Annotated in this window: 18 protein-coding genes; 10 read left to right on the plus strand and 8 right to left on the minus strand. The window is 73.0% G+C overall.

The window, feature by feature from the left end; genetic code table 11:
* Positions 1 to 121: 121 nt before the first annotated feature.
* A complete protein-coding gene (locus ACN9MM_RS22295) occupies positions 122 to 565 on the plus strand; it encodes a MarR family winged helix-turn-helix transcriptional regulator (protein WP_030693586.1) in 444 nt (147 codons plus the stop codon).
* Between the two features lie 26 nt (positions 566 to 591).
* Entirely contained in the window at positions 592 to 1,929 is a 1,338-nt protein-coding gene (locus tag ACN9MM_RS22300; RefSeq protein ID WP_426365302.1) for an MFS transporter, read from the plus strand.
* Between the two features lie 116 nt (positions 1,930 to 2,045).
* On the opposite strand, the gene ACN9MM_RS22305 is transcribed toward ACN9MM_RS22300, so the two are convergent.
* Entirely contained in the window at positions 2,046 to 2,546 is a 501-nt protein-coding gene (locus ACN9MM_RS22305; protein WP_426365303.1) for a GNAT family N-acetyltransferase, read from the minus strand.
* 33 nt (positions 2,547 to 2,579) lie between these two features.
* Between ACN9MM_RS22305 and thpR the strand changes: the two genes are divergently transcribed.
* Complete coding sequence (thpR, locus tag ACN9MM_RS22310) at positions 2,580 to 3,164, plus strand: RNA 2',3'-cyclic phosphodiesterase (protein WP_426365304.1); 585 nt, start codon at positions 2,580 to 2,582, stop codon at positions 3,162 to 3,164.
* Between the two features lie 193 nt (positions 3,165 to 3,357).
* Positions 3,358 to 4,347 carry an aldo/keto reductase gene (locus ACN9MM_RS22315; protein ID WP_426365305.1) on the plus strand — a complete coding sequence of 330 codons (990 nt, stop codon included), beginning with the start codon at positions 3,358 to 3,360 and terminating at the stop codon, positions 4,345 to 4,347.
* Between the two features lie 17 nt (positions 4,348 to 4,364).
* Here the strand turns inward: ACN9MM_RS22315 and ACN9MM_RS22320 are convergent, their stop codons facing one another.
* Entirely contained in the window at positions 4,365 to 4,919 is a 555-nt protein-coding gene (locus ACN9MM_RS22320) for a MarR family winged helix-turn-helix transcriptional regulator (protein WP_426365306.1), read from the minus strand.
* Between the two features lie 52 nt (positions 4,920 to 4,971).
* Between ACN9MM_RS22320 and ACN9MM_RS22325 the strand changes: the two genes are divergently transcribed.
* Entirely contained in the window at positions 4,972 to 5,373 is a 402-nt protein-coding gene (locus ACN9MM_RS22325) for a carboxymuconolactone decarboxylase family protein (RefSeq protein ID WP_426368800.1), read from the plus strand.
* Positions 5,374 to 5,406: 33 nt separating this feature from the next.
* Here the strand turns inward: ACN9MM_RS22325 and ACN9MM_RS22330 are convergent, their stop codons facing one another.
* Positions 5,407 to 6,087 (minus strand): GDSL-type esterase/lipase family protein, encoded by a 681-nt coding sequence (locus tag ACN9MM_RS22330; RefSeq protein WP_426365307.1) that lies wholly within the window; start codon positions 6,085 to 6,087, stop codon positions 5,407 to 5,409.
* Between the two features lie 60 nt (positions 6,088 to 6,147).
* Positions 6,148 to 6,990 (minus strand): alpha/beta fold hydrolase, encoded by an 843-nt coding sequence (locus tag ACN9MM_RS22335; RefSeq protein WP_426365308.1) that lies wholly within the window; start codon positions 6,988 to 6,990, stop codon positions 6,148 to 6,150.
* 71 nt (positions 6,991 to 7,061) lie between these two features.
* Here ACN9MM_RS22335 and ACN9MM_RS22340 point away from each other — a divergent pair, with 71 nt between their 5' ends.
* Positions 7,062 to 8,048 (plus strand): WD40 repeat domain-containing protein, encoded by a 987-nt coding sequence (locus ACN9MM_RS22340; protein WP_426365309.1) that lies wholly within the window; start codon positions 7,062 to 7,064, stop codon positions 8,046 to 8,048.
* A 15-nt stretch (positions 8,049 to 8,063) separates the two neighbouring features.
* Here ACN9MM_RS22340 and ACN9MM_RS22345 read toward each other — a convergent pair whose 3' ends face one another.
* Positions 8,064 to 8,636, minus strand: a complete 573-nt coding sequence (locus tag ACN9MM_RS22345) for a peptidase inhibitor family I36 protein (protein WP_426365310.1) — start codon at positions 8,634 to 8,636, stop codon at positions 8,064 to 8,066.
* Positions 8,637 to 8,848: 212 nt separating this feature from the next.
* Here ACN9MM_RS22345 and ACN9MM_RS22350 point away from each other — a divergent pair, with 212 nt between their 5' ends.
* Positions 8,849 to 9,811, plus strand: a complete 963-nt coding sequence (locus tag ACN9MM_RS22350; RefSeq protein ID WP_426365311.1) for a helix-turn-helix domain-containing protein — start codon at positions 8,849 to 8,851, stop codon at positions 9,809 to 9,811.
* A gap of 126 nt (positions 9,812 to 9,937) precedes the next feature.
* Here the strand turns inward: ACN9MM_RS22350 and serC are convergent, their stop codons facing one another.
* Positions 9,938 to 11,056: a phosphoserine transaminase gene (gene serC, locus ACN9MM_RS22355; RefSeq protein ID WP_426365312.1), complete on the minus strand. Its 1,119-nt coding sequence runs from the start codon at positions 11,054 to 11,056 to the stop codon at positions 9,938 to 9,940.
* Positions 11,057 to 11,107: 51 nt separating this feature from the next.
* Here serC and ACN9MM_RS22360 point away from each other — a divergent pair, with 51 nt between their 5' ends.
* Positions 11,108 to 13,903: an FAD-binding and (Fe-S)-binding domain-containing protein gene (locus tag ACN9MM_RS22360; RefSeq protein ID WP_426365313.1), complete on the plus strand. Its 2,796-nt coding sequence runs from the start codon at positions 11,108 to 11,110 to the stop codon at positions 13,901 to 13,903.
* A 17-nt stretch (positions 13,904 to 13,920) separates the two neighbouring features.
* Here ACN9MM_RS22360 and ACN9MM_RS22365 read toward each other — a convergent pair whose 3' ends face one another.
* Complete coding sequence (locus ACN9MM_RS22365; RefSeq protein WP_426365314.1) at positions 13,921 to 14,865, minus strand: LysR family transcriptional regulator; 945 nt, start codon at positions 14,863 to 14,865, stop codon at positions 13,921 to 13,923.
* Between the two features lie 71 nt (positions 14,866 to 14,936).
* Between ACN9MM_RS22365 and ACN9MM_RS22370 the strand changes: the two genes are divergently transcribed.
* Positions 14,937 to 15,671: an SDR family oxidoreductase gene (locus tag ACN9MM_RS22370; RefSeq protein WP_426365315.1), complete on the plus strand. Its 735-nt coding sequence runs from the start codon at positions 14,937 to 14,939 to the stop codon at positions 15,669 to 15,671.
* A gap of 42 nt (positions 15,672 to 15,713) precedes the next feature.
* Here ACN9MM_RS22370 and ACN9MM_RS22375 read toward each other — a convergent pair whose 3' ends face one another.
* Entirely contained in the window at positions 15,714 to 16,574 is an 861-nt protein-coding gene (locus ACN9MM_RS22375) for a LysR family transcriptional regulator (RefSeq protein WP_426365316.1), read from the minus strand.
* A gap of 177 nt (positions 16,575 to 16,751) precedes the next feature.
* On the opposite strand from ACN9MM_RS22375, the gene ACN9MM_RS22380 reads away from it, so the two are divergent.
* A complete protein-coding gene (locus tag ACN9MM_RS22380) occupies positions 16,752 to 17,717 on the plus strand; it encodes an EamA family transporter (protein WP_426368801.1) in 966 nt (321 codons plus the stop codon).
* Positions 17,718 to 17,748: the final 31 nt, after the last annotated feature.

Below are 17,748 nucleotides of genomic sequence, written 5' to 3' on the forward strand. Positions count from 1 at the left end.
CCGAAGCGTGATCTGACGCGCGCCGTGCTGCCGCCTCGTGCGGGGGTTGCGGGTGTGATGCGTGTGACGTCCGCCCGTTCCTGTTGGTATTTAGACAGAGTAATGAGTTAGGCTAACAAACATGCCAGATCTGTCCCACGGCACCGCCGACGACGCCGCGGCCGTGAACGCGCTCCGCTCCTCCGTCATGCGACTGGGCCGACGCCTCAAGCACCAGCGCGTCGACGAGTCGCTGAGCCCGACCGAGATGTCGGTGCTCGGCACCCTGTCGCTCTGCGGCTCCGCCACCCCCGGCGAGCTGGCGCGCAAGGAGCACGTCCAGCCGCCGTCGATGACCCGCATCGTCGCGCTGCTCGAAGCCAAGGGACTGGTCCGGCTGGAGCCGCACCCCGACGACCGCCGGCAGAAGGTCGTCAGCCAGACCGAGCAGGCCGAGGCCATGCTCGAGGAATCCCGCCGCAAGCGGAACGCCTGGCTGGCCTCCCTCGCCGAAGGACTGGACGAGGACGAATGGGCGAAGCTGCGCGCGGCCGCCCCGGTCCTGGAGAAGCTCGCCCACCTGTAACCCATGCGCCAAGGAGGCGACGCACTTTGAGTACGGGACCCGGAGCAGACTCCGCACCCGTCCATAAACCCACCCTCAAGACCCGTGGGCGGGGGGAAACCTTCTCCTCGCTCAGGATCCGGAACTACCGGCTGTTCTTCACCGGAGCCATCGTCTCCAACACCGGTACGTGGATGGCCCGGATCACCCAGGACTGGCTGGTCCTGAGCCTCACCGGCTCGGCCGCCGCCGTCGGCATCACGACGGCCCTGCAGTTCCTGCCGATGCTGCTCTTCGGGCTGTACGGCGGTGTCATCGCCGACCGCTACCCGAAGCGGCGCCTGCTGCTCGTCAGCCAGGCCGCCCTCGGACTGTGCGGGCTCGCGCTCGCCGTCCTCACGCTCTCCGGGTCGATCCAGGTCTGGCACGTGTACCTGATCGCCTTCCTGCTCGGCATGGTCACCGTCGTCGACAACCCCGCGCGCCAGTCCTTCGTGTCCGAGATGGTCGGCCCCGACCAGCTCCGCAACGCCGTCTCCCTGAACTCCGCGAACTTCCAGTCCGCGCGGCTCATCGGGCCCGCCGTCGCCGGTGTCCTCATCGCCGGGATCGGCAGCGGGTGGGCCTTCCTGCTCAACGGGCTCTTCTTCCTCGGACCCATCGTCGGCCTGCTCCTCATGCGTCCCGCCGAGTTCCACCGGGTCGAGCGCGCCCCGCGCGGCAAGGGCCAGCTGCGGGAGGGGCTGCGGTACGTGGCCGGGCGGCCCGATCTGATCTGGCCGATCGTCCTCGTGGGCTTCATCGGGACCTTCGGGTTCAACTTCCCGATCTGGCTCACCGCCTTCTCCGGCGACGTCTTCCACGTCGGCGCCGGCGCGTACGGCTTCCTCAACACCCTCATGGCGGCCGGCTCCCTCGTGGGCGCCCTCGCCGCGGCGCGCCGCGGCTCCACCCGGCTGCGGATGCTGGTGATCGCCGCGGCCGTCTTCGGCGTCCTGGAGATCGCGGCGGCCCTGTCGCCCGCGTTCTGGGTGTTCGCGCTGCTGCTCGTGCCGATCGGCATGATCGGCCTCACGGTGAACATCACCGCGAACTCGGCCGTCCAGATGGCCACCGACCCGGCCATGCGGGGGCGCGTCATGAGCCTCTACATGATGGTCTTCGCGGGCGGCACGCCCATCGGAGCCCCGCTCCTCGGCTGGGTCACCGACACCTACGGCGCGCGCGTCGGCTTCGCCACGGGCGGCGTGATCTCGCTCGCGGCGGCGGTCGTGGTGGGCCTGGTCCTGGCCCGGGTCGGTGGCCTCAAGGTCGCGATGGGCTGGCACCACGGACACCCGAAGGTGCGCTTCGTGGCTCGCGAGCGGCTCGCGACGGCGGCCTGACCGCGGGGGCGGTACGGCGTGCGGGGCGGTCTCCGCACCCCGCACGGGTACGGGGCGAGGAGACCGCCCCGTACCCCCGGCCCCGTACCCCGTAGTGCCCCGTACTCCGTACCCCGTCAGAACCGCCGTTCCAGCACCTGTCCCGGCCAGTCGCCGACCTGGAAGGGTTCGGTGCGGGTGAAGCCCTGGCCCTCGTAGTACGCGATCAGGCGGCCCTCGCTGCCCGCGAAGCAGTCCACCCGGAGGAGCGAGACCCCCTGGCGCCGGGTCTCCGCCTCCGCGTGGGCCAGGAGGGCCGCGCCCACCCCGTGGCCGTGGAAGCGGGCGTCCGTCGCCAGGAGGCGGACGTACACCTCCGGCTCCGCGGCCGGTGCGACGTACTGGCCGGGGTGCGGCGTCAGCGTCATCGTGCCCGCCGGGACGCCGTCGATCTCGACGATCCAGGGGTCGCCCTCGGACATCGTCCGCTCGACCTGCTCCACCGCCTTCGCCCGCCCGGAGAACGACTCCGTGCCCCACTGGGCGGTGATCCCCTTGCCGTTGAGCCACACCACGGCGCTGTCGAGTATCGCGAGTATCGCGGGGAGGTCCTCCGCCGCGCCCTTCCGGATCTTCATGCCGTCGAGGCTACTGGGTGCCAGACTTCTGCCATGAGGCTCTTCGCCGCCGTCGTGCCGTCCCGGGAGTGTCTGGACGAGCTGGGGCAGGTCGTCGACCGGCTGCACCGGCTGCCCGGCGCGGACGGGATCCGCTGGACCTCGCGGCCCGGCTGGCACCTCACCCTCGCCTTCATGGGGGAGGTCGGGGACGAGCTGCTGCCCGAGCTGCGGGCGCGTCTGGAACGGGCCGCGCACCGGACGCCGGCGTTCTCGCTGCGGCTGCACGGGGGCGGGCACTTCGGCCGGCGGGCGCTGTGGGCCGGGGTCGCGGGGGACCTGGAGACGCTGCGGCTCCTCGCGGAGCGGTCGGACGCCGCCGCGCGCCGGGCCGGGGTCCCGATGGAGGAGCACCGCCGCTACCAGGCGCACCTGACCGTCGGCCGGGGGCGGGGGGAGGGGGTGCCGCTCCAGCCGTTCCTGGATGAGCTCGGCGGATTCGAGGGCAGGCGCTGGCACGTGACCGAGCTGGCGCTCGTCCGGTCGAACCTGCCGGTGAGCGGGGTGCGGGGTGAGCAGCCCCGGTACGAGACGGTCGACGCCTGGCCCCTTGAGGGGCGGGAGGGGCGCTCGGGTTAACCTCGTCTGGTGGACCCGAAGACCCGAAACCGGATCATGGCCGGCGTGCTCGTACTGATGTTCGCGATCATCGCGGTGGCCTCGCTGGCCGGCCAGTAGCCCCCTCGTACCCCTCGTACCCCGTATCGCCCGTTGCCCATGCCGTGGGAAGTCCCTTGCTTCGAGTGCGCTCGAAGCAGTTGGCTTGACGTCCATGGAGTACACGCAGCTCGGACGCACCGGACTCAAGGTCAGCCGACTCGTCCTCGGGACGATGAACTTCGGACCGCAGACGGACGAGGCCACCAGCCACGCCATCATGGACACCGCCCTCGACGCGGGGCTCAACTTCTTCGACACCGCCAACGTGTATGGGTGGGGTGAGAACAAGGGGCGGACGGAGTCGATCATCGGCTCCTGGTTCGCCCGGGGCGACGGCCGTCGTGACCGCACGGTCCTCGCCACCAAGGTGTACGGGAACATGGGCCCCGACGGTGAGGCCTGGCCCAACCACGACAAGCTCTCGGCGCTCAACATCCGCCGGGCCGTCGAGGCCAGCCTGAAGCGCCTCGGCACCGACTACATCGACGTGTACCAGTTCCACCACGTCGACCGTGCCACTCCCTTCGAGGAGATCTGGCAGGCCGTCGACGTACTGATCCAGCAGGGCAAGATCCTGTACGCCGGCTCGTCCAACTTCCCCGGCTACAAGATCGCCCAGGCGAACGAGGCCGCCGCCCGGCGCGGCTCGGTCGGGCTCGTCAGCGAGCAGTGCCTCTACAACCTCTTCGAGCGGCGCGCCGAGATGGAGGTGATCCCGGCCGCGCAGGAGTACGGCCTGGGGGTCATCCCCTGGTCGCCGCTGCACGGCGGTCTCCTCGGCGGCGTCCTGAAGAAGGAGGCCGAGGGCAAGCGGCGGACCGAGGGGCGCGCGGCGGCCACGCTCGCCGACCCGGCGGCGCGGGCGAAGCTCCAGGCGTACGAGGATCTGCTCGACAAGCATGGTCTGCTGCCCGGTGAGGCGGCGCTGGCGTGGCTGCTGACGCGGCCCGGTGTCACCGGTCCGATCGTCGGGCCGCGCACCCCGGAGCAGCTGGCGGGGGCGCTGCGCGCGCTGGAGCTGGAACTGAGCGAGGAGGTGCTGGCCGGTCTGGACGAGATCTTCCCCGGGCCGGGGCCGTCCCCGGAGGCCTTCGCCTGGTGACGGGCGGATAGGGCCGGTCACGGTCCGCCCAGCCAGCTGGTGGCGTCCAGGCGGAACGCCGTCTCCGCGGGGACGACGTTCCGCAGGGCCGCCTCCATGTCCCGGACGCGGTCGGCGCCGAGGGCCGTGACCCACTCGGCCCGCAGGTCGTCGAAGATCGCGGCGGAGCGGGCGAGGGCGTCGTATCCGTGCGGGGTGAGGCGGACGAGTTTGCGGCGGGCGTCCTCGGGGTCGTCGGTGCGTTCGGCGTAGCCGACGGCGAGGAGCCGGTCGACGGTCTTGCCGGCGGCCTGCTTGGAGACGCCGAGGCGGCGGCCGATGTCGCTGGCGGTGGCGCCCCGGCCGCCGATGGCCTGCATGGCGAAGCCGAAGGCGGGGCGAAGGTCGGGGTGGCCCTCGTCGGCGAGGCGGGCGTGGAGCCGGTCGATGAGGGTGCGGAAGCCGCCGAAGAGCAGCAGGGGCAGCTCGTATCCGGGGGTGTCGCGCGGGGCCTCTCCGCCTGCCTCCGTGCTGACCCCCTTGCCAGTATCGACAACCTGGTTTACGTTTTCTCCAGCGACATGGTCAACCATGTTGTCCATTCTAGAGCGATGTTCCAAGGGGGAACCAGCCTTGCCCGCAGACATGTCCGCCCGTACCGCCGCCGCCGTCGCCCTCCTCAAGGAGTCCCCGGAGACCCTCGACGGGTTCCTGAAGCTCAGCGCCGTCTTCGAGTCCACCACCCTCGACCCGCACTCCCGCGAGACGGTGATCCTGACCGTCGCCGAGCGCAACCAGTGCCACCTCTGCGTCGACATGCACGAGGCGAAGATGGCCGCCCTCGGCCCGGCCCCCGACACCGAACGCCTCGCCGCCGTCCGGACGTTCACCCTCCGGGTCCTCGCCTCCTCCGGCGCCGTGAGCGACGAGGACCTCGCCGCCTTCGAGAAGGCCGGCTACACCCGGCGCAACGCCCTGGAGGTCGTCCTCGGCATCGGCACGTACACGCTGTCGACCTTCGCGAACCGCCTCACCCGCGCCGCCTGAGCGCGCCGAGCACCACGTACGAACGCCTGCCGGTCAGATCCCGTACGGGCCGCCCAGGCCCCACGCCTGGTGCATCGCACCGGCGAACGCGGCGGCCAGTTTCCGCTCCCCGGCCGGACCGGGGTGCGTGCCGTCGTAGGTGTCGACCCGGAGGTCGTACGACTCCGGGACCGACGCGAGCAGCAGCGGCGAGGCGGCCGTGTCCAGGTCCGCGACCGCCTTCGCCAGGAGCTCGTTGAAGCGGGCGCACTCGGCGGCGAACGCGGCGTCGTACCCGGCCCGGACGTTCGGGATGACCGGCAGGAGGACGGCCCGGACGCGGGGGTTCGCGGCCCGGGCCGCCGCCACGAACGCCCGGACGTTCTCCTCCGTCTGGTCGCTGTTCGTGTAGAAGCCCAGGTCGATCAGGCCGAGCGAGACCAGCAGGACGTCCGCGCCCGTGGCCGCCACCGTCTCGCCGATCACCGGCGCCATGTGCAGCCAGCCCTCGCCCCACCCGGCCAGATGACGCCGGGCGGCGGCGGGGAACGCGGGGTCGGGGTACGCCTCGGAGGCCGGCGCGTCGGCGGCGGGGTCATACAGGCCGGAGCGCGGGCCGACGATCTCGTACCCGCCGGGGAGCGTCGCCTCCAGGTGCTCCCACATGCGGTAACGCCAGGTCCAGTCGCCGGCGCGTCCGATGGTCATGCTGTCGCCGACGAACAGAAAACGCATGGTCACATCATCGCGGACGGCGTCCCGGACCGGCGACGTGATCCGGGACACGGGGCCGCGTCAGCGGTCCAGGAACGCGCCCACCGTCGCCGCGACCCACTCCGCGTCGTCGTGCCACGGGAAGTGCCCCGCCCCCGCCAGGACCGCGAACTCGGCCTTCGGGAAGAGACCCGCGTACGCGGTGGCCGTCGGCACCGGCGTGTTCGCGTCACCCTCCCCGGCCACGACGAGCACCGGACGGCCGAACTCCGCGAACACCGCGCGCGTGGCCTCCGGTTCGAAGGCGCCCTCGCTCGCGTAGACCCCGGCGGCCTCCCCGTTCCGCTGGAGCACCATCGCCGCGTTCCGCTCCCGCGCGGCCTCGTCCCAGGTCCCGTGGAAGAACGGCGCGACCGCCTTGAACGTCTCCGCCGTCCCCCGGCCCGCCGTCAGGTCCTCCAGAGCCACGTACGCCTCCGCGAACCACGGCTCCCCGGTCCGCAGCCGCGCCGCCGCGAGCCGCTCCTCCCCGGCCGTCTCCAGGCCCACGGCCGCCGTGCCCGGCGTGAGCAGCACCAGCCGGGTCACCCGCTCCGGATGGCGGGCCGTGTACAGCGCGGCCAGGTTCGCGCCCGCCGAGTGCCCGAGGAGGTCGATCGTGTCCAGGCCGAGGTGCGCGCGGAGCGCGTCCACGTCCTCCACGAGCCGGTCGCAGCGGTACGAGGCCGGGTCCTCCGGCTCCGCCGAGGCGCCCGTGCCCCGCAGGTCCAGCCGGATCAGGGTGCGGTGCGCGTCGAGCCCGCCGAGGTCACCGAGGTAGACGGAGTCCTGCATGGGGCCGCCGGGCAGACAGATCAGCGGATCGCCGGAACCGGACGCGTGGTACGCGAGCAGGGTGCCGTCGGGAGCGGAGAAGGTAGGCATGGGCGCGACCATGACAGCGCCTTCCGCGCAGGTCAAGCCGGTTTCCCCGGGGCCGTGGCACGCTTGATCCCATGCGATCTGCTCTGTGCGCCCTCGGCGCGGCCGCCGCCCTGGTGTTGCTCCCGGCCGCCCACGCCCGTGCCGAAGGGCAGGAACCCGACCGGGACTTCACGATCGAGGACTCCCGGATCACCGAGTCCAGCGGCCTCGCCGCGAGCCGGGCCCACCCGGGGATCTACTGGACGCACAACGACCAGGACGCGCCCCTGATCTACGGCATCGACTCCCGTACGGGAAAGACCGTCGCGACCCTGACCATGGCCGGCGTCGGCACCCCCCGCGACATGGAGGCGATCGCCGTCGGCCCGGACGGCGACCTCTACGTCGGCGACATCGGCGACAACCTCGACGGCTCCTGGGACCACGTCTGGATCTACCGCTTCCCCGAGCCGGAGATCCTGAAGGACCAGACCGTGCGGGCGAAGCAGTACGTCGTGAAGTACGCCGACGGGGCCCGCAACGCCGAGGCCCTGATGGTCCATCCGAAGACCGGCCGGGTGTACATCGCGAGCAAGAACGAGGACGGCGGCGGCCTGTACGCGGGCCCCGAGCGGCTCTCCTCGTCCGGCACGAACGTCTTCCGGCGCGTCGACGAGGTGCCGTGGGTGACCGACGGCGCCTTCTCGCCGGACGGCGACCGGCTCGTCCTGCGCGGCTACTTCAGCGCCAAGGAGTACGCCTGGAAGGACGGCCGCCTCGGCGACGGGGGCACGGCCGTCGGCGCCCCGTTCCAGGGCCAGGCGGAGTCGGTGACGTACACGCGGGACGGCTCGGCCTTCATGTTCGGCTCGGAGGGGAGGAACAGCCGGGTGGTGCGGGTGGACCGCACCACCGGGACGCCCTCGGGGAAGCCGACGGACACGCCGGGCGGGGCGCCGAAGTCCCCTTCGGCGCCCGCCGCCGAGGGCGACAAGGGCAACGTCACCGTCGGCTTCCTCGTCCTCGCCGGCGCGACCGTCCTGGTGGTCGGCGTCAAGCGCCTGCTGCGGAAGGGCTGAACCCGGGGCGGTGGGTCAGCAGGGGCTCAGGTAGTACACCCAGCCCCAGGGAGCGTGCCGGTCCTCGCTGTACCCACCCGGTGAGGTCCAGCCGAGGTTGGCGTTGATGTCGTAGAACCTGGCGTACAGGGTCGAGCGCTGGTTGTTGATCCACGACCCGGTCCCGCCCCAGCCGATGGGGTTCAGGGTGTTGCAGTCGAAGAGGTTCATCTGGTCGCCCGTGAAGTTCTCGTACTTGTACGCGCACACGTAGGTGTAGGGGCAGCCGCCCGCCGCGACGCCCGCGTCCGCCGCGCCGAGGTCGCGGGCCTTCTGCTCGCCGGGAAGCGTGAGCAGCAGCTCGCCGCCGGTCAGGGCGATCTTGTTGGCGCCGATCTGGGTGCCGTGGTTCTTGGCCAGGTAGCCGTCGACCCGGTTCTGCAGGCTCTTCGCCTGTGCGTCGTTCAGTCCGGCGCTCCGGGCCTGCGCCGCGAACTCGCCGCCGGCCGTGGCCGCTCCGGCCGCGCTCGGTGCGGCCACGAGGGCCAGGAGCGTCATCATGAGGGCGATGAGGGCCTTCGCCCACCCGCGCGTCCGTAAGGTCTCCACTGGGTCACCTCTGCTTCTCGTCCCGGCGCGGTGCCGGGTCGGGTCACCACTGTGCGGCGCGGGCGTCGGTCTCGTCTTTGGCGCCGGGCGCACACTCGCGTCGCAGTGGGCGCAAAAGGCCGCTGTTTTCAAGCGAGTTGACCGACATCGCACTGTCCTTCCGCCTCAACCGCACCTCACGATGGGCGTGTACACGTCACTGGGGGGTGAGGGTGGAAACATCGATCTCCACCACGAGCGTCAGCGCCCGCGACGGCTTCGCATGGTGGTCCGGGATGATCGGCGACATGGTCATGCCGGTGTCGATCACCAGCCCGTACGCCGACCGCTTCCAGGGCACCGCCACCGGGATCCCCCTGGGCGACACGGACCTCGCCGCCTTCACCTTCTCCCCGATGTCCGCCCGACGGGACGCCGCCCACATCCGCCACGGGGACCCGGAGCAGTACTTCCTCTTCCTCGTCCACGGCAGCCCCATCGGCATCGAACAGCGCCGCAACAACTCCTTCCTCACGGCGGGAGACATGGCCCTCTTCGACTCCTCGCACCCCCTGGACTGCGAGTTCCACGACGAGGGGCGGCTGTCGCGGGTCAGCCTGCTGCGCCTGCCCCGGGCCGGCCTGCCGCTGCCCCAGGACCGCGCGGACCGGCTGCTCGGCACCGCGCTCCCCGCCCGCACCGGCTCGGGTGCGCTGCTCGCCTCGTACCTGAACGGTCTGCGCACCCAGGCCGACCGGTGCGATCCCGCCGAGCTCCGCCGCCTGGGCGGCATCGCCCTCGACCTCTCCGCGGCCTTCCTGGCCGCCGCGAGCGACAGCCCCGTGCCCCTGCCCGCGGAGACGCGGCAGCAGGTCCTGCGCGCCCGCATCCGCGCCTTCGTCGACCACAACCTCGCCGACCCCGCGCTGAGTCCGGGCGCCGTCGCGGCCCGGCACCACATCTCCGTACGCCTGCTCCACCTGCTCTTCCGTGAGGAGCCGGAGACCCTCGGCGCCTCGATCCGCAGGCTCCGGCTCGAACGCAGCCGCGCGGACCTCGCCGACCCGCGCCTCGGCCACCGCTCGATCGGCGAGATCGCCGCCCGGTGGGGCTTCCGGCACCAGGCGGACTTCAGCAGGGCCTTCCGCCGGGCCTACGGGATGGCGCCGAGCGACTTCCGGCGCGCGGCCCGCTGACGCCGGGGCACGGGCGGGCGGAAGGGGGCGGCGCCGGGAGGGATTCGAGGGGGCGGTGGCGGGGCGCATGCCGAAGGCCCGGCTCCGGATGCGTCCGGTGCCGGGCCCTCCGTACGACCGCAGGGGTCAGAGCTTCTCGATGACGTAGTCGATGCAGGCCGTCAGGGCCCGCACGTCCGCCGGGTCGATCGCCGGGAACATCGCGATCCGCAGCTGGTTGCGGCCCAGCTTGCGGTACGGCTCGGTGTCCACGATCCCGTTGGCGCGCAGCACCTTCGCGACCGCCGCCGCGTCGACCTCGTCCGCGAAGTCGATCGTGCCGATGACCTGCGAGCGCTTCGCCGCGTCCGTCACGAACGGCGAGGCGTACTTGGACTCCTCGGCCCAGCCGTACAGCGCGTCCGAGGACTCCTTCGTCCGGGCCACGGCCCAGTCGAGGCCACCCTGGCCGTTGATCCACTTCAGCTGCTCGTTGAGCAGGAAGAGGGTCGAGAGCGCCGGGGTGTTGTACGTCTGGTTCTTCAGCGAGTTGTCGATCGCCGTCGGCAGCGAGAAGAACTCCGGGATGTGACGGCCGGACGCGTGGATCCGCTGCGCCCGCTCCAGGGCGGCCGGGGAGAAGGCCGCGAGCCACAGGCCGCCCTCGGCGGCGAAGGACTTCTGCGGGGCGAAGTAGTAGACGTCCGTCTCGGCGATGTCGACCGGGAGGCCGCCCGCGCCGGAGGTCGCGTCCACCAGGACGAGCGCGCCCTCGTCGACGCCCGCGACCCGCTTCAGCGGGGCGGCGACACCGGTGGAGGTCTCGTTGTGGGTGTACGCGTAGACGTCGACGCCCGCCTCGGCCACCGGCTCCGGGTGGGTGCCCGGGTCGGAGGAGATCACGGTCGGCTCGGCAAGCCAGGGAGCCAGCTTGGCGGCCTTCGCGAACTTGGAGGAGAACTCGCCGAAGGTGAGGTGCTGCGACTTGTTCTCGATGAGACCGTGGGTCGCGACGTCCCAGAAGGCGGTCGAGCCGCCGTTGCCCAGGATCACCTCGTAGCCCTCGGGCAGCGAGAAGAGGTCGGAGATGCCGGTACGTACCTCGCCGACCAGGTTCTTGACCGGAGCCTGGCGGTGGGACGTGCCGAGGAGGGAGGTGCCGGTGGCGGCCAGGGCGTCCAGCGCCTCCGTACGCACCTTGGAGGGGCCCGCGCCGAAACGGCCGTCGGCGGGCTTGATGTCAGCGGGAATCTGGATCTCAGCCACGAGGCGGAGAGTATCGGGTCGGGGCGGCGCCGGTCGCCGGATGTCCGCCCGATGAGACGAGGACTGAGACATCCTGGGCTTGTGGGAAGACACGAGGAAGACCCGTCCGGACTGGCCTCCGACCTGCGCGCCGCCGTCGCCGGAGACGTCGACTTCTCCGTCACCGCGAGGGCTCTGGCGACGATGGACGCCTCCAACTACCGCCGCGTTCCTGCCGGTACGGTCGCGCCGCGCGACGCCGCCGACGTCGCGGCCGTCCTGGAGGTGTGCCGGACGCACGGCACCACCCCGGTCGTCGCGCGCGGCGCCGGGACCTCGATCGGAGGCCAGGCGACCGGCACCGGCGTCGTGCTCGACCTCACACGGCACATGGGCGGGATCGTCTCCCTGGACCCCGGGGCACGCACGGCCGTCGTCCGGCCCGGGCTCGTCCTCGACCGGCTGCGGGAGGCGGCCCGCCCGCACGGACTGACCTTCGGACCCGACCCGTCCACGCACAGCCGCTGCACCCTCGGCGGCATGATCGGCAACAACGCGTGCGGGGCGCACTCCGTCGCCTGGGGGACCACGGCGGACAACGTGCGCTCGCTGGAAGTGGTGACGTACGGGGGCGCGGCGTTGACGCTGGGGCGGGGAGGGCGGGGCGCCCCCGCCGGACTCCTCGACCTCGTCGACCGGAACCTCGCCCTCCTGCGCACCGGCTACCCGGCCGGCCTGCCGCGCCGCATCTCCGGCTACGCCCTCGACGCGCTGCTCCCCGAGCGGGGCGCGGACGTGGTCCGCTCCTTCTGCGGCAGCGAGGGCACGCTCGGGGTGGTGACCGAGGCGACCGTGGCCCTCGTCCCGCTGCCCGCCGAGCCGGTCCTCGTGGTCCTCGGGTACGCGGACGAGAGCGCGGCGGCGGAGGCGGCGGCGGGGCTCCTTCCGTACGGGCCGCTGACCGTGGAGGGGATGGCGGCCGATCTCGTACGGGGCGCCACGGGGCTTCCTCGCGGTGGGGCGTGGCTGTTCTGCGAGGTCGACGGAGCGGGGGCGGCCTCTCGTCTGGTCCGGGCGGCGGACGCACTCGACGCGGCCGTGGTGCGGGACGCGGCCGGGCAGCGGGCGCTGTGGCGGATCCGGGAGGACGCGGCGGGGACGGCGACGCGGATGCCCGGGGGCGGGGAGGCGTGGCCGGGGTGGGAGGACTGCGCGGTGCCGCCGGCTCGCCTCGGCGCGTACCTCCGTGAATTCCGCTCGCTCCTCGCGGACTTCGGCCTCCGGGGAGTCCCGTACGGGCACTTCGGGGACGGCTGCGTGCACGTGCGGATCGACTTCGACCTGTGGACGGGCAAGGGCGTACGGGACTTCCGCCGCTTCTCGGAGGCGGTCGCCGACCTCGTGGTCGCCCACGGCGGCTCGCTCTCCGGGGAGCACGGCGACGGACAGGCGAGGGCCGAGCTGCTGCCCCGGATGTACGGGGACGAGCTGGTCGGGCTCTTCGGCGCGGTCAAGGACGTGTGGGACCCGGACGGGGGACTGAACCCGGGGATGCTGGTACGGCCGAAGCCGCTGGACTCGGGTCTGCGCTTCGAGGGGCTGCTGCCGGTGGTGGAGGTCGGGGGCGGTGCCGGGGTGGGCGGGGTGGGAAGGGCCGCCGCGCGGTGCGTCGGCGTGGCGAAGTGCCGGGTGGACGGCCCGAGCGTGGGTCCGGGCGTGATGTGCCCCTCGTACCGGGCGACGGGGGAGGAGAAGCACTCCACCCGGGGCCGGGCACGGCTCCTCCACGAGATGGCGCTCGGCGAGGTGATCACCGACGGCTGGCGCTCGGAGGAGGTCCGGGACGCGCTCGACCTCTGCCTGTCCTGCAAGGGCTGCCGCAGCGACTGCCCGGTGGGCGTCGACATGGCGGCGCACAAGGCGGAGTTCCTGGACCGGCACTACGCGCGACGGCCCTTCGCCCGACCCCGCTCGCACTGGACCATGGGCCGGCTCCCGGGGTGGCTGGCGCGGTTCGGGCGGGGACTGAACGCGGCGATGGCGCTGCCGTTCGCGGCGCGGCTCGCGGGGGTGACGCCGGAACGGACGATGCCGAGGGTGGCGGAACGGTCCTTCGTGTCCTGGTTCGCCGAACGCGCCTCGAACCGCCCGCCGGCGCTCACCCTGTGGCCCGACACCTTCACGAACCACCTGGCACCGGAGGTGGGCGAGGCGGCCGTCCGCGTCCTGGAGGACGCGAAGCTGGGCGTGGAGCTGCCGCCGGGACGGGTCTGCTGCGGGCTGACGTACGTGTCGACGGGGCAACTGGGGGCGGCGCGGAAGGTGATGCTGCGGACGCTCGACGTGTGGGGGGCGGGGGAGGGCGAGGGGGCACGACTGCCTCTGGTGGTGCTGGAACCCTCGTGCGCGGCGACCCTCAGGACCGACCTGCCGGAACTGCTGCCGGACGACCCCCGGGCCGCGCGCCTGGCGTCATCGGTGCTCACCTTCGCGGAGGCCCTGGAGACGCTGGCCCCCGACTGGACCCCGCCGCGCCTGGACCGGCCGGTCACCGGCCAGACCCACTGCCACCAGCACGCCGTCCTGGGCGACGCGGCGGACCGCCGCCTGAGGGAGCGGGCCGGCCTGACGGGCGAGCTGGCGGGCGGCTGCTGCGGCCTGGCGGGCAACTTCGGCTTCGAACCGGGGCATTACGAGGTGTCGGTCGCGTGCGCGGAGGACCAGCTGCTTCCGGCGCTCCGGGGGGCGAAGCACCCGACGGTCCTGGCGGACGGCTTCTCGTGCCGGACCCAGATCGCGGACCTGACGGAACACCGGGGCCGCCACCTGGCGGAACTGCTCGCGGAGGGGCTGGACGAGGGGCGGTAGGGCGGCGGCCACGCCCGTCAGGCCAGTGCGGTCACGGGGTCGGGGTGGTGGGCGGCGACGTCGTGGGCGGCCTGGACGAAGGCGGCGACGGCCGCGGAGCGCGAGGTCTCCGGCCACGCGACCACGACCTCGCTGGGGCTGAGGCCGGTGACCGGCCGGTAGGCGATGTCCGGGCGCCGGTGCAGCTCGGTGGTGGAGCGTGACAGGAACGCCACCGCCTGCCCCAGCGCGACCACCTCCAGGAGTTGCTCGACGCCGGCCACGAGCGGCCCCTCAGGAGCGTCGGCCGGCGCGGAGCCCGTGTGGCCGTCGCCCGCTTCCGCTCCGTCGCATCCCGTGTAGTAGGCGGTGGCGGAGGGCGCGGCCCCCTTCCAGCGCGGGATCGGTTCGCCCTTGAGGTCGCTCAGGCGCAGTCGCCGGCGTGTGGCCAGGCGGTGTGCGGCGGGGAGGACGGCCAGTCGCGGCTCGACCACGAGCGTCTGGGAATCCAGCCCCCGCCCGTCGAACGGGCTGCGCAGCAGCGCCACATCGGCACGGCCGTCCCGCAGCATGGCGATCGGCTCTCCGCTGCCGCCGACGACGACTTCGGGCGGCGGCAGATGCGCTCCCGTTTCCCGGTAGGCGGCGAGGATCTCCCGCAGCAGCCCGGCATCGCCTCCCGGTTTGACCGCCACGACGAGCCGGGGTGCCGGCTGACCGGCCCGCCGTGCGCGCCGGGCCGCCGCGTGCACCGCGTCGACCGCGATCCGGGCCTGGTCGAGCAGCACCTGACCGGCGTCGGTCAGCCTCACCTGCCGGGTGGTGCGCTCCAGCAGGCGTACTCCGAGCCGGGACTCCATCTGGGCGATCGCCTTCGACAGCGGGGGCTGCGCCATCCCCAGGCGTTGCGCGGCCCGGCTGAAGTTCAGCTCCTCGGCGACCGCGATGAAGTACCGCAGCTCCCGCACCTCCAGCTCATTCATACCTGTGGACTATAGATCCAGAGTCATCCGGTCTTTCCCTGCCGCCCGTCGGCGAGGGGAGGCTGGGTGCCATGACGACTTCGCAGAAGACCGCTCTGATCACCGGCGCGAACAAGGGCATCGGCAAGGAAACGGCGCGCAGGCTCGCGGCCCTCGGCATCACCGTGCTGATCGGCGCCCGCAACGCCGAGCGGGGCGGGGCGGCGGCCGAGGAGCTCCGCGCCGACGGCGCCGACGTGCGGTTCGTACCGCTGGACGTCACCGACGAGACCTCGGTCCGGGCCGCCGCCCGGCACGTCGACGCCACGTTCGGCCGCCTCGACATCCTCGTCAACAACGCCGCGATCGCCGCCGCACCGCAGAAGCCGAGCGAAGCCCCGGCCGAGACCGTCCGGCAGGTCTACGAGACCAACGTGTTCGGCGTCGTCGCGGTGACCCACGCCATGCTGCCCCTGCTCCGCCGCTCCGCCGCCGCGCGCATCGTCAACATGTCCAGCGAACTCGGCTCCCTGACCCACCTGGCCGACCCGGGCAGCCCCTGGTCCGCCTCCTACTCGATCCTCCTCCCCTACTGCTCCTCGAAGAGCGCGCTGAACGCGATCACCGTGCTCTACGCCAATGAACTGCGCGCCGAAGGGATCCTGGTCAACGCGGTGAGCCCCGGCTACTGCGCGACCGACCTCAACCGCCACAGCGGAATGCGCACGGCGGAGCAGGGCGCGGCCGTGGCGGTCGACCTGGCGACGGCGGGCGAGGACGGCCCGACGGGCGCCTTCCTGACCGAGGACGGGCCGATTCCGTGGTGAGACCCCGGACACCGCCCGGCGCCCCCGCGTGGACCCGTCCCCCTACTCCGCCTCCCTCGCGATCTCCCGTGCCATCGCGACCAGTTCCTCCGTCGCCGGGTGCGGGAAGGCGTCGCGCCAGGCCATGACCAGGGGGAGTGCCGGTGCGTCGGGGAGGGGGCGGTAGGTCACGCCCGGGTGCGGGTGGAGCGCGGCCGTGGAGGCGGACGAGACGCCGATGCCTCGGCCTGCGGCGATCGCCGTCAGCCAGTCGTCGGTGTTGGCGACCGTGAGGGTGGCCGCCGGGCGGGCACCGGCCGGCCAGAGCGCGAGGGTGGTCGTGCCGGAGACGGTGTTCAGGACGACCGTCTCCGCGGCGAGGTCGCCGAGCGTCAGCTGCGGGTGGTCCGCGAGCGGGTGGTCGGCGGGCAGGGCGGCCACCCGGTGTTCGGTGGCGAGTTCCTCCGTGACCAGGCCGGGCGCGTCGACCGGGCCCCTGAGCAGCGCGGCGTCGACCTCGCCGCGGGCGAGGCCGGCGGTGCGGTCGTCGATGCGGAGGAGTTCGAGCGGGGTCTCGGGGTGGGCGCGCTGCCAGCGCCGGAGCAGGGGGGTGGTGTACGGGCCGAAGGCCGACCAGGCGTGTCCGAGGCGCAGGGGGCGGTGGCGCAGCCTGGCCGGGTCGACGGCGGCGTCGAAGGCGGCGAGGGCGGCGGCGGCCCGGTCCTGGAAGGCGCGGCCTTCGCCGGTGAGCGCGAGGTGGTGGGTGGAGCGGTCGACGAGCCGGGCGCCGAGGTGGTGTTCCAGGGCGGCGAGCGTGCGGGAGACGGCGGGCTGGGTGAGGTGGAGCCGGGCGGCCGCCCTGGTGAGGCTGGCTTCTTCGGCGATGGCGAGGAAGCAGCGGAGGTGGCGCAGCTCGATGCTCATGCGTCTGGAGCATAACCGCAGCGCAATCGGCATTTCCGGTGCCGCGCGGGGGCTCGTAGCGTGGGAGGGGAAACCGGGCTGCGGTCCGGACGGGGGGTGCATTATTCTGGACTGGGGGTCCAATTCAATGAACTTGTGTGCGTGAAGGAGCCTTCGGTGGACAGTCCGGTCAAGGAGATGGCCCCGGCCGCCGCGCCCACGGCGGCCGCGTCGCCCACGGCCTCCGCGCTCACCGCCTCCGCGCCCGCGGCCTCCGCGGTGGGGCCGGGGGCGGCCCGGGCCGTGGCCGCTCATCGGCTCGGGCCCGTCGCGCTCGTCGTCACCGGCGGGCTGTCCGTGCAGTTCGGCTCCGCCGTCGCCGTGCTCCTGATGCCCCGCGCGGGCGCGCTCGGGGTCGTCACCCTGCGGCTCGTGCTCGCCGCCGCGGTCCTGCTGATCGTCTGCCGGCCGAAGGTCCGGGGGTACGGCCGGGCGGACTGGGGGACGATCGTCGCGTTCGGCGCGGCCATGGCCGGCATGAACATCCTCTTCTACCAGGCGGCCGACCGGATTCCGCTGGGTGCGGCCGTGACCCTGGAGGTCCTCGGTCCGCTGATCCTCTCGGTGGTCGCCTCGCGCCGGCTGATGAACCTCCTCTGGGCCGGGCTCGCGCTCGGTGGCGTCGTACTCCTCGGGGGCGGCGGCTTCGACCGCCTGGATCCGCTCGGTGCGGCCTTCGCGCTGGCGGCGGGTGCGATGTGGGCGGCGTACATCGTCTTCAGCGCCCGTACCGGCCGCCGCTTCCCGCAGGCCGACGGGCTCGCGCTCGCGATGGCCTTCGGTGCCGTCCTCAGCCTGCCGCTCGGCATCGCCGAGGCGGGCGACAAGCTGCTCGTGCCGTCGACGATCGGCCTGGGCCTCGCGGTCGCGCTGATGTCCTCGGTCCTCCCGTACACCCTGGAGCTCCTGGCCCTGCGCCGTCTGCCCGCGCCGACCTTCGCGATCCTGATGAGCCTGGAGCCTGCCATCGCGGCGGCGGCCGGCTTCCTCGTCCTCAGCCAGGCGCTGTCCGGCACGGACGCCCTCGCGATCGCCCTGGTCATCGGGGCGAGCATGGGAGCGGTCCGCACCCAGTCCCGGAGGGCCCGGGCGGAGGCCCTCTGAAGGACCCGCCCGGCTCGGGGGTGCCTATGCT

It is taken from the genome of Streptomyces sp. E-08, from assembly GCF_049913095.1.
Lineage (GTDB): Bacteria > Actinomycetota > Actinomycetes > Streptomycetales > Streptomycetaceae > Streptomyces.

What these genes read in the sequence shown, in the direction of transcription:
- ACN9MM_RS22375 (WP_426365316.1), bottom strand. Translation starts at nt 16,574, where the DNA reads ATGAGCATCGAGCTGCGCCACCTCCGCTGCTTCCTCGCCATCGCCGAA.
- ACN9MM_RS22295 (WP_030693586.1), top strand. Translation starts at nt 122, where the DNA reads ATGCCAGATCTGTCCCACGGCACCGCCGACGACGCCGCGGCCGTGAAC.
- ACN9MM_RS22340 (WP_426365309.1), top strand. Translation starts at nt 7,062, where the DNA reads ATGCGATCTGCTCTGTGCGCCCTCGGCGCGGCCGCCGCCCTGGTGTTG.
- ACN9MM_RS22320 (WP_426365306.1), bottom strand. Translation starts at nt 4,919, where the DNA reads ATGGTTGACCATGTCGCTGGAGAAAACGTAAACCAGGTTGTCGATACT.
- thpR (WP_426365304.1), top strand. Translation starts at nt 2,580, where the DNA reads ATGAGGCTCTTCGCCGCCGTCGTGCCGTCCCGGGAGTGTCTGGACGAG.
- ACN9MM_RS22380 (WP_426368801.1), top strand. Translation starts at nt 16,752, where the DNA reads ATGGCCCCGGCCGCCGCGCCCACGGCGGCCGCGTCGCCCACGGCCTCC.
- ACN9MM_RS22330 (WP_426365307.1), bottom strand. Translation starts at nt 6,087, where the DNA reads ATGCGTTTTCTGTTCGTCGGCGACAGCATGACCATCGGACGCGCCGGC.
- ACN9MM_RS22360 (WP_426365313.1), top strand. Translation starts at nt 11,108, where the DNA reads ATGAGACGAGGACTGAGACATCCTGGGCTTGTGGGAAGACACGAGGAA.
- ACN9MM_RS22370 (WP_426365315.1), top strand. Translation starts at nt 14,937, where the DNA reads ATGACGACTTCGCAGAAGACCGCTCTGATCACCGGCGCGAACAAGGGC.
- ACN9MM_RS22315 (WP_426365305.1), top strand. Translation starts at nt 3,358, where the DNA reads ATGGAGTACACGCAGCTCGGACGCACCGGACTCAAGGTCAGCCGACTC.
- ACN9MM_RS22365 (WP_426365314.1), bottom strand. Translation starts at nt 14,865, where the DNA reads ATGAATGAGCTGGAGGTGCGGGAGCTGCGGTACTTCATCGCGGTCGCC.
- ACN9MM_RS22305 (WP_426365303.1), bottom strand. Translation starts at nt 2,546, where the DNA reads ATGAAGATCCGGAAGGGCGCGGCGGAGGACCTCCCCGCGATACTCGCG.
- ACN9MM_RS22325 (WP_426368800.1), top strand. Translation starts at nt 4,972, where the DNA reads ATGTCCGCCCGTACCGCCGCCGCCGTCGCCCTCCTCAAGGAGTCCCCG.
- ACN9MM_RS22335 (WP_426365308.1), bottom strand. Translation starts at nt 6,990, where the DNA reads ATGCCTACCTTCTCCGCTCCCGACGGCACCCTGCTCGCGTACCACGCG.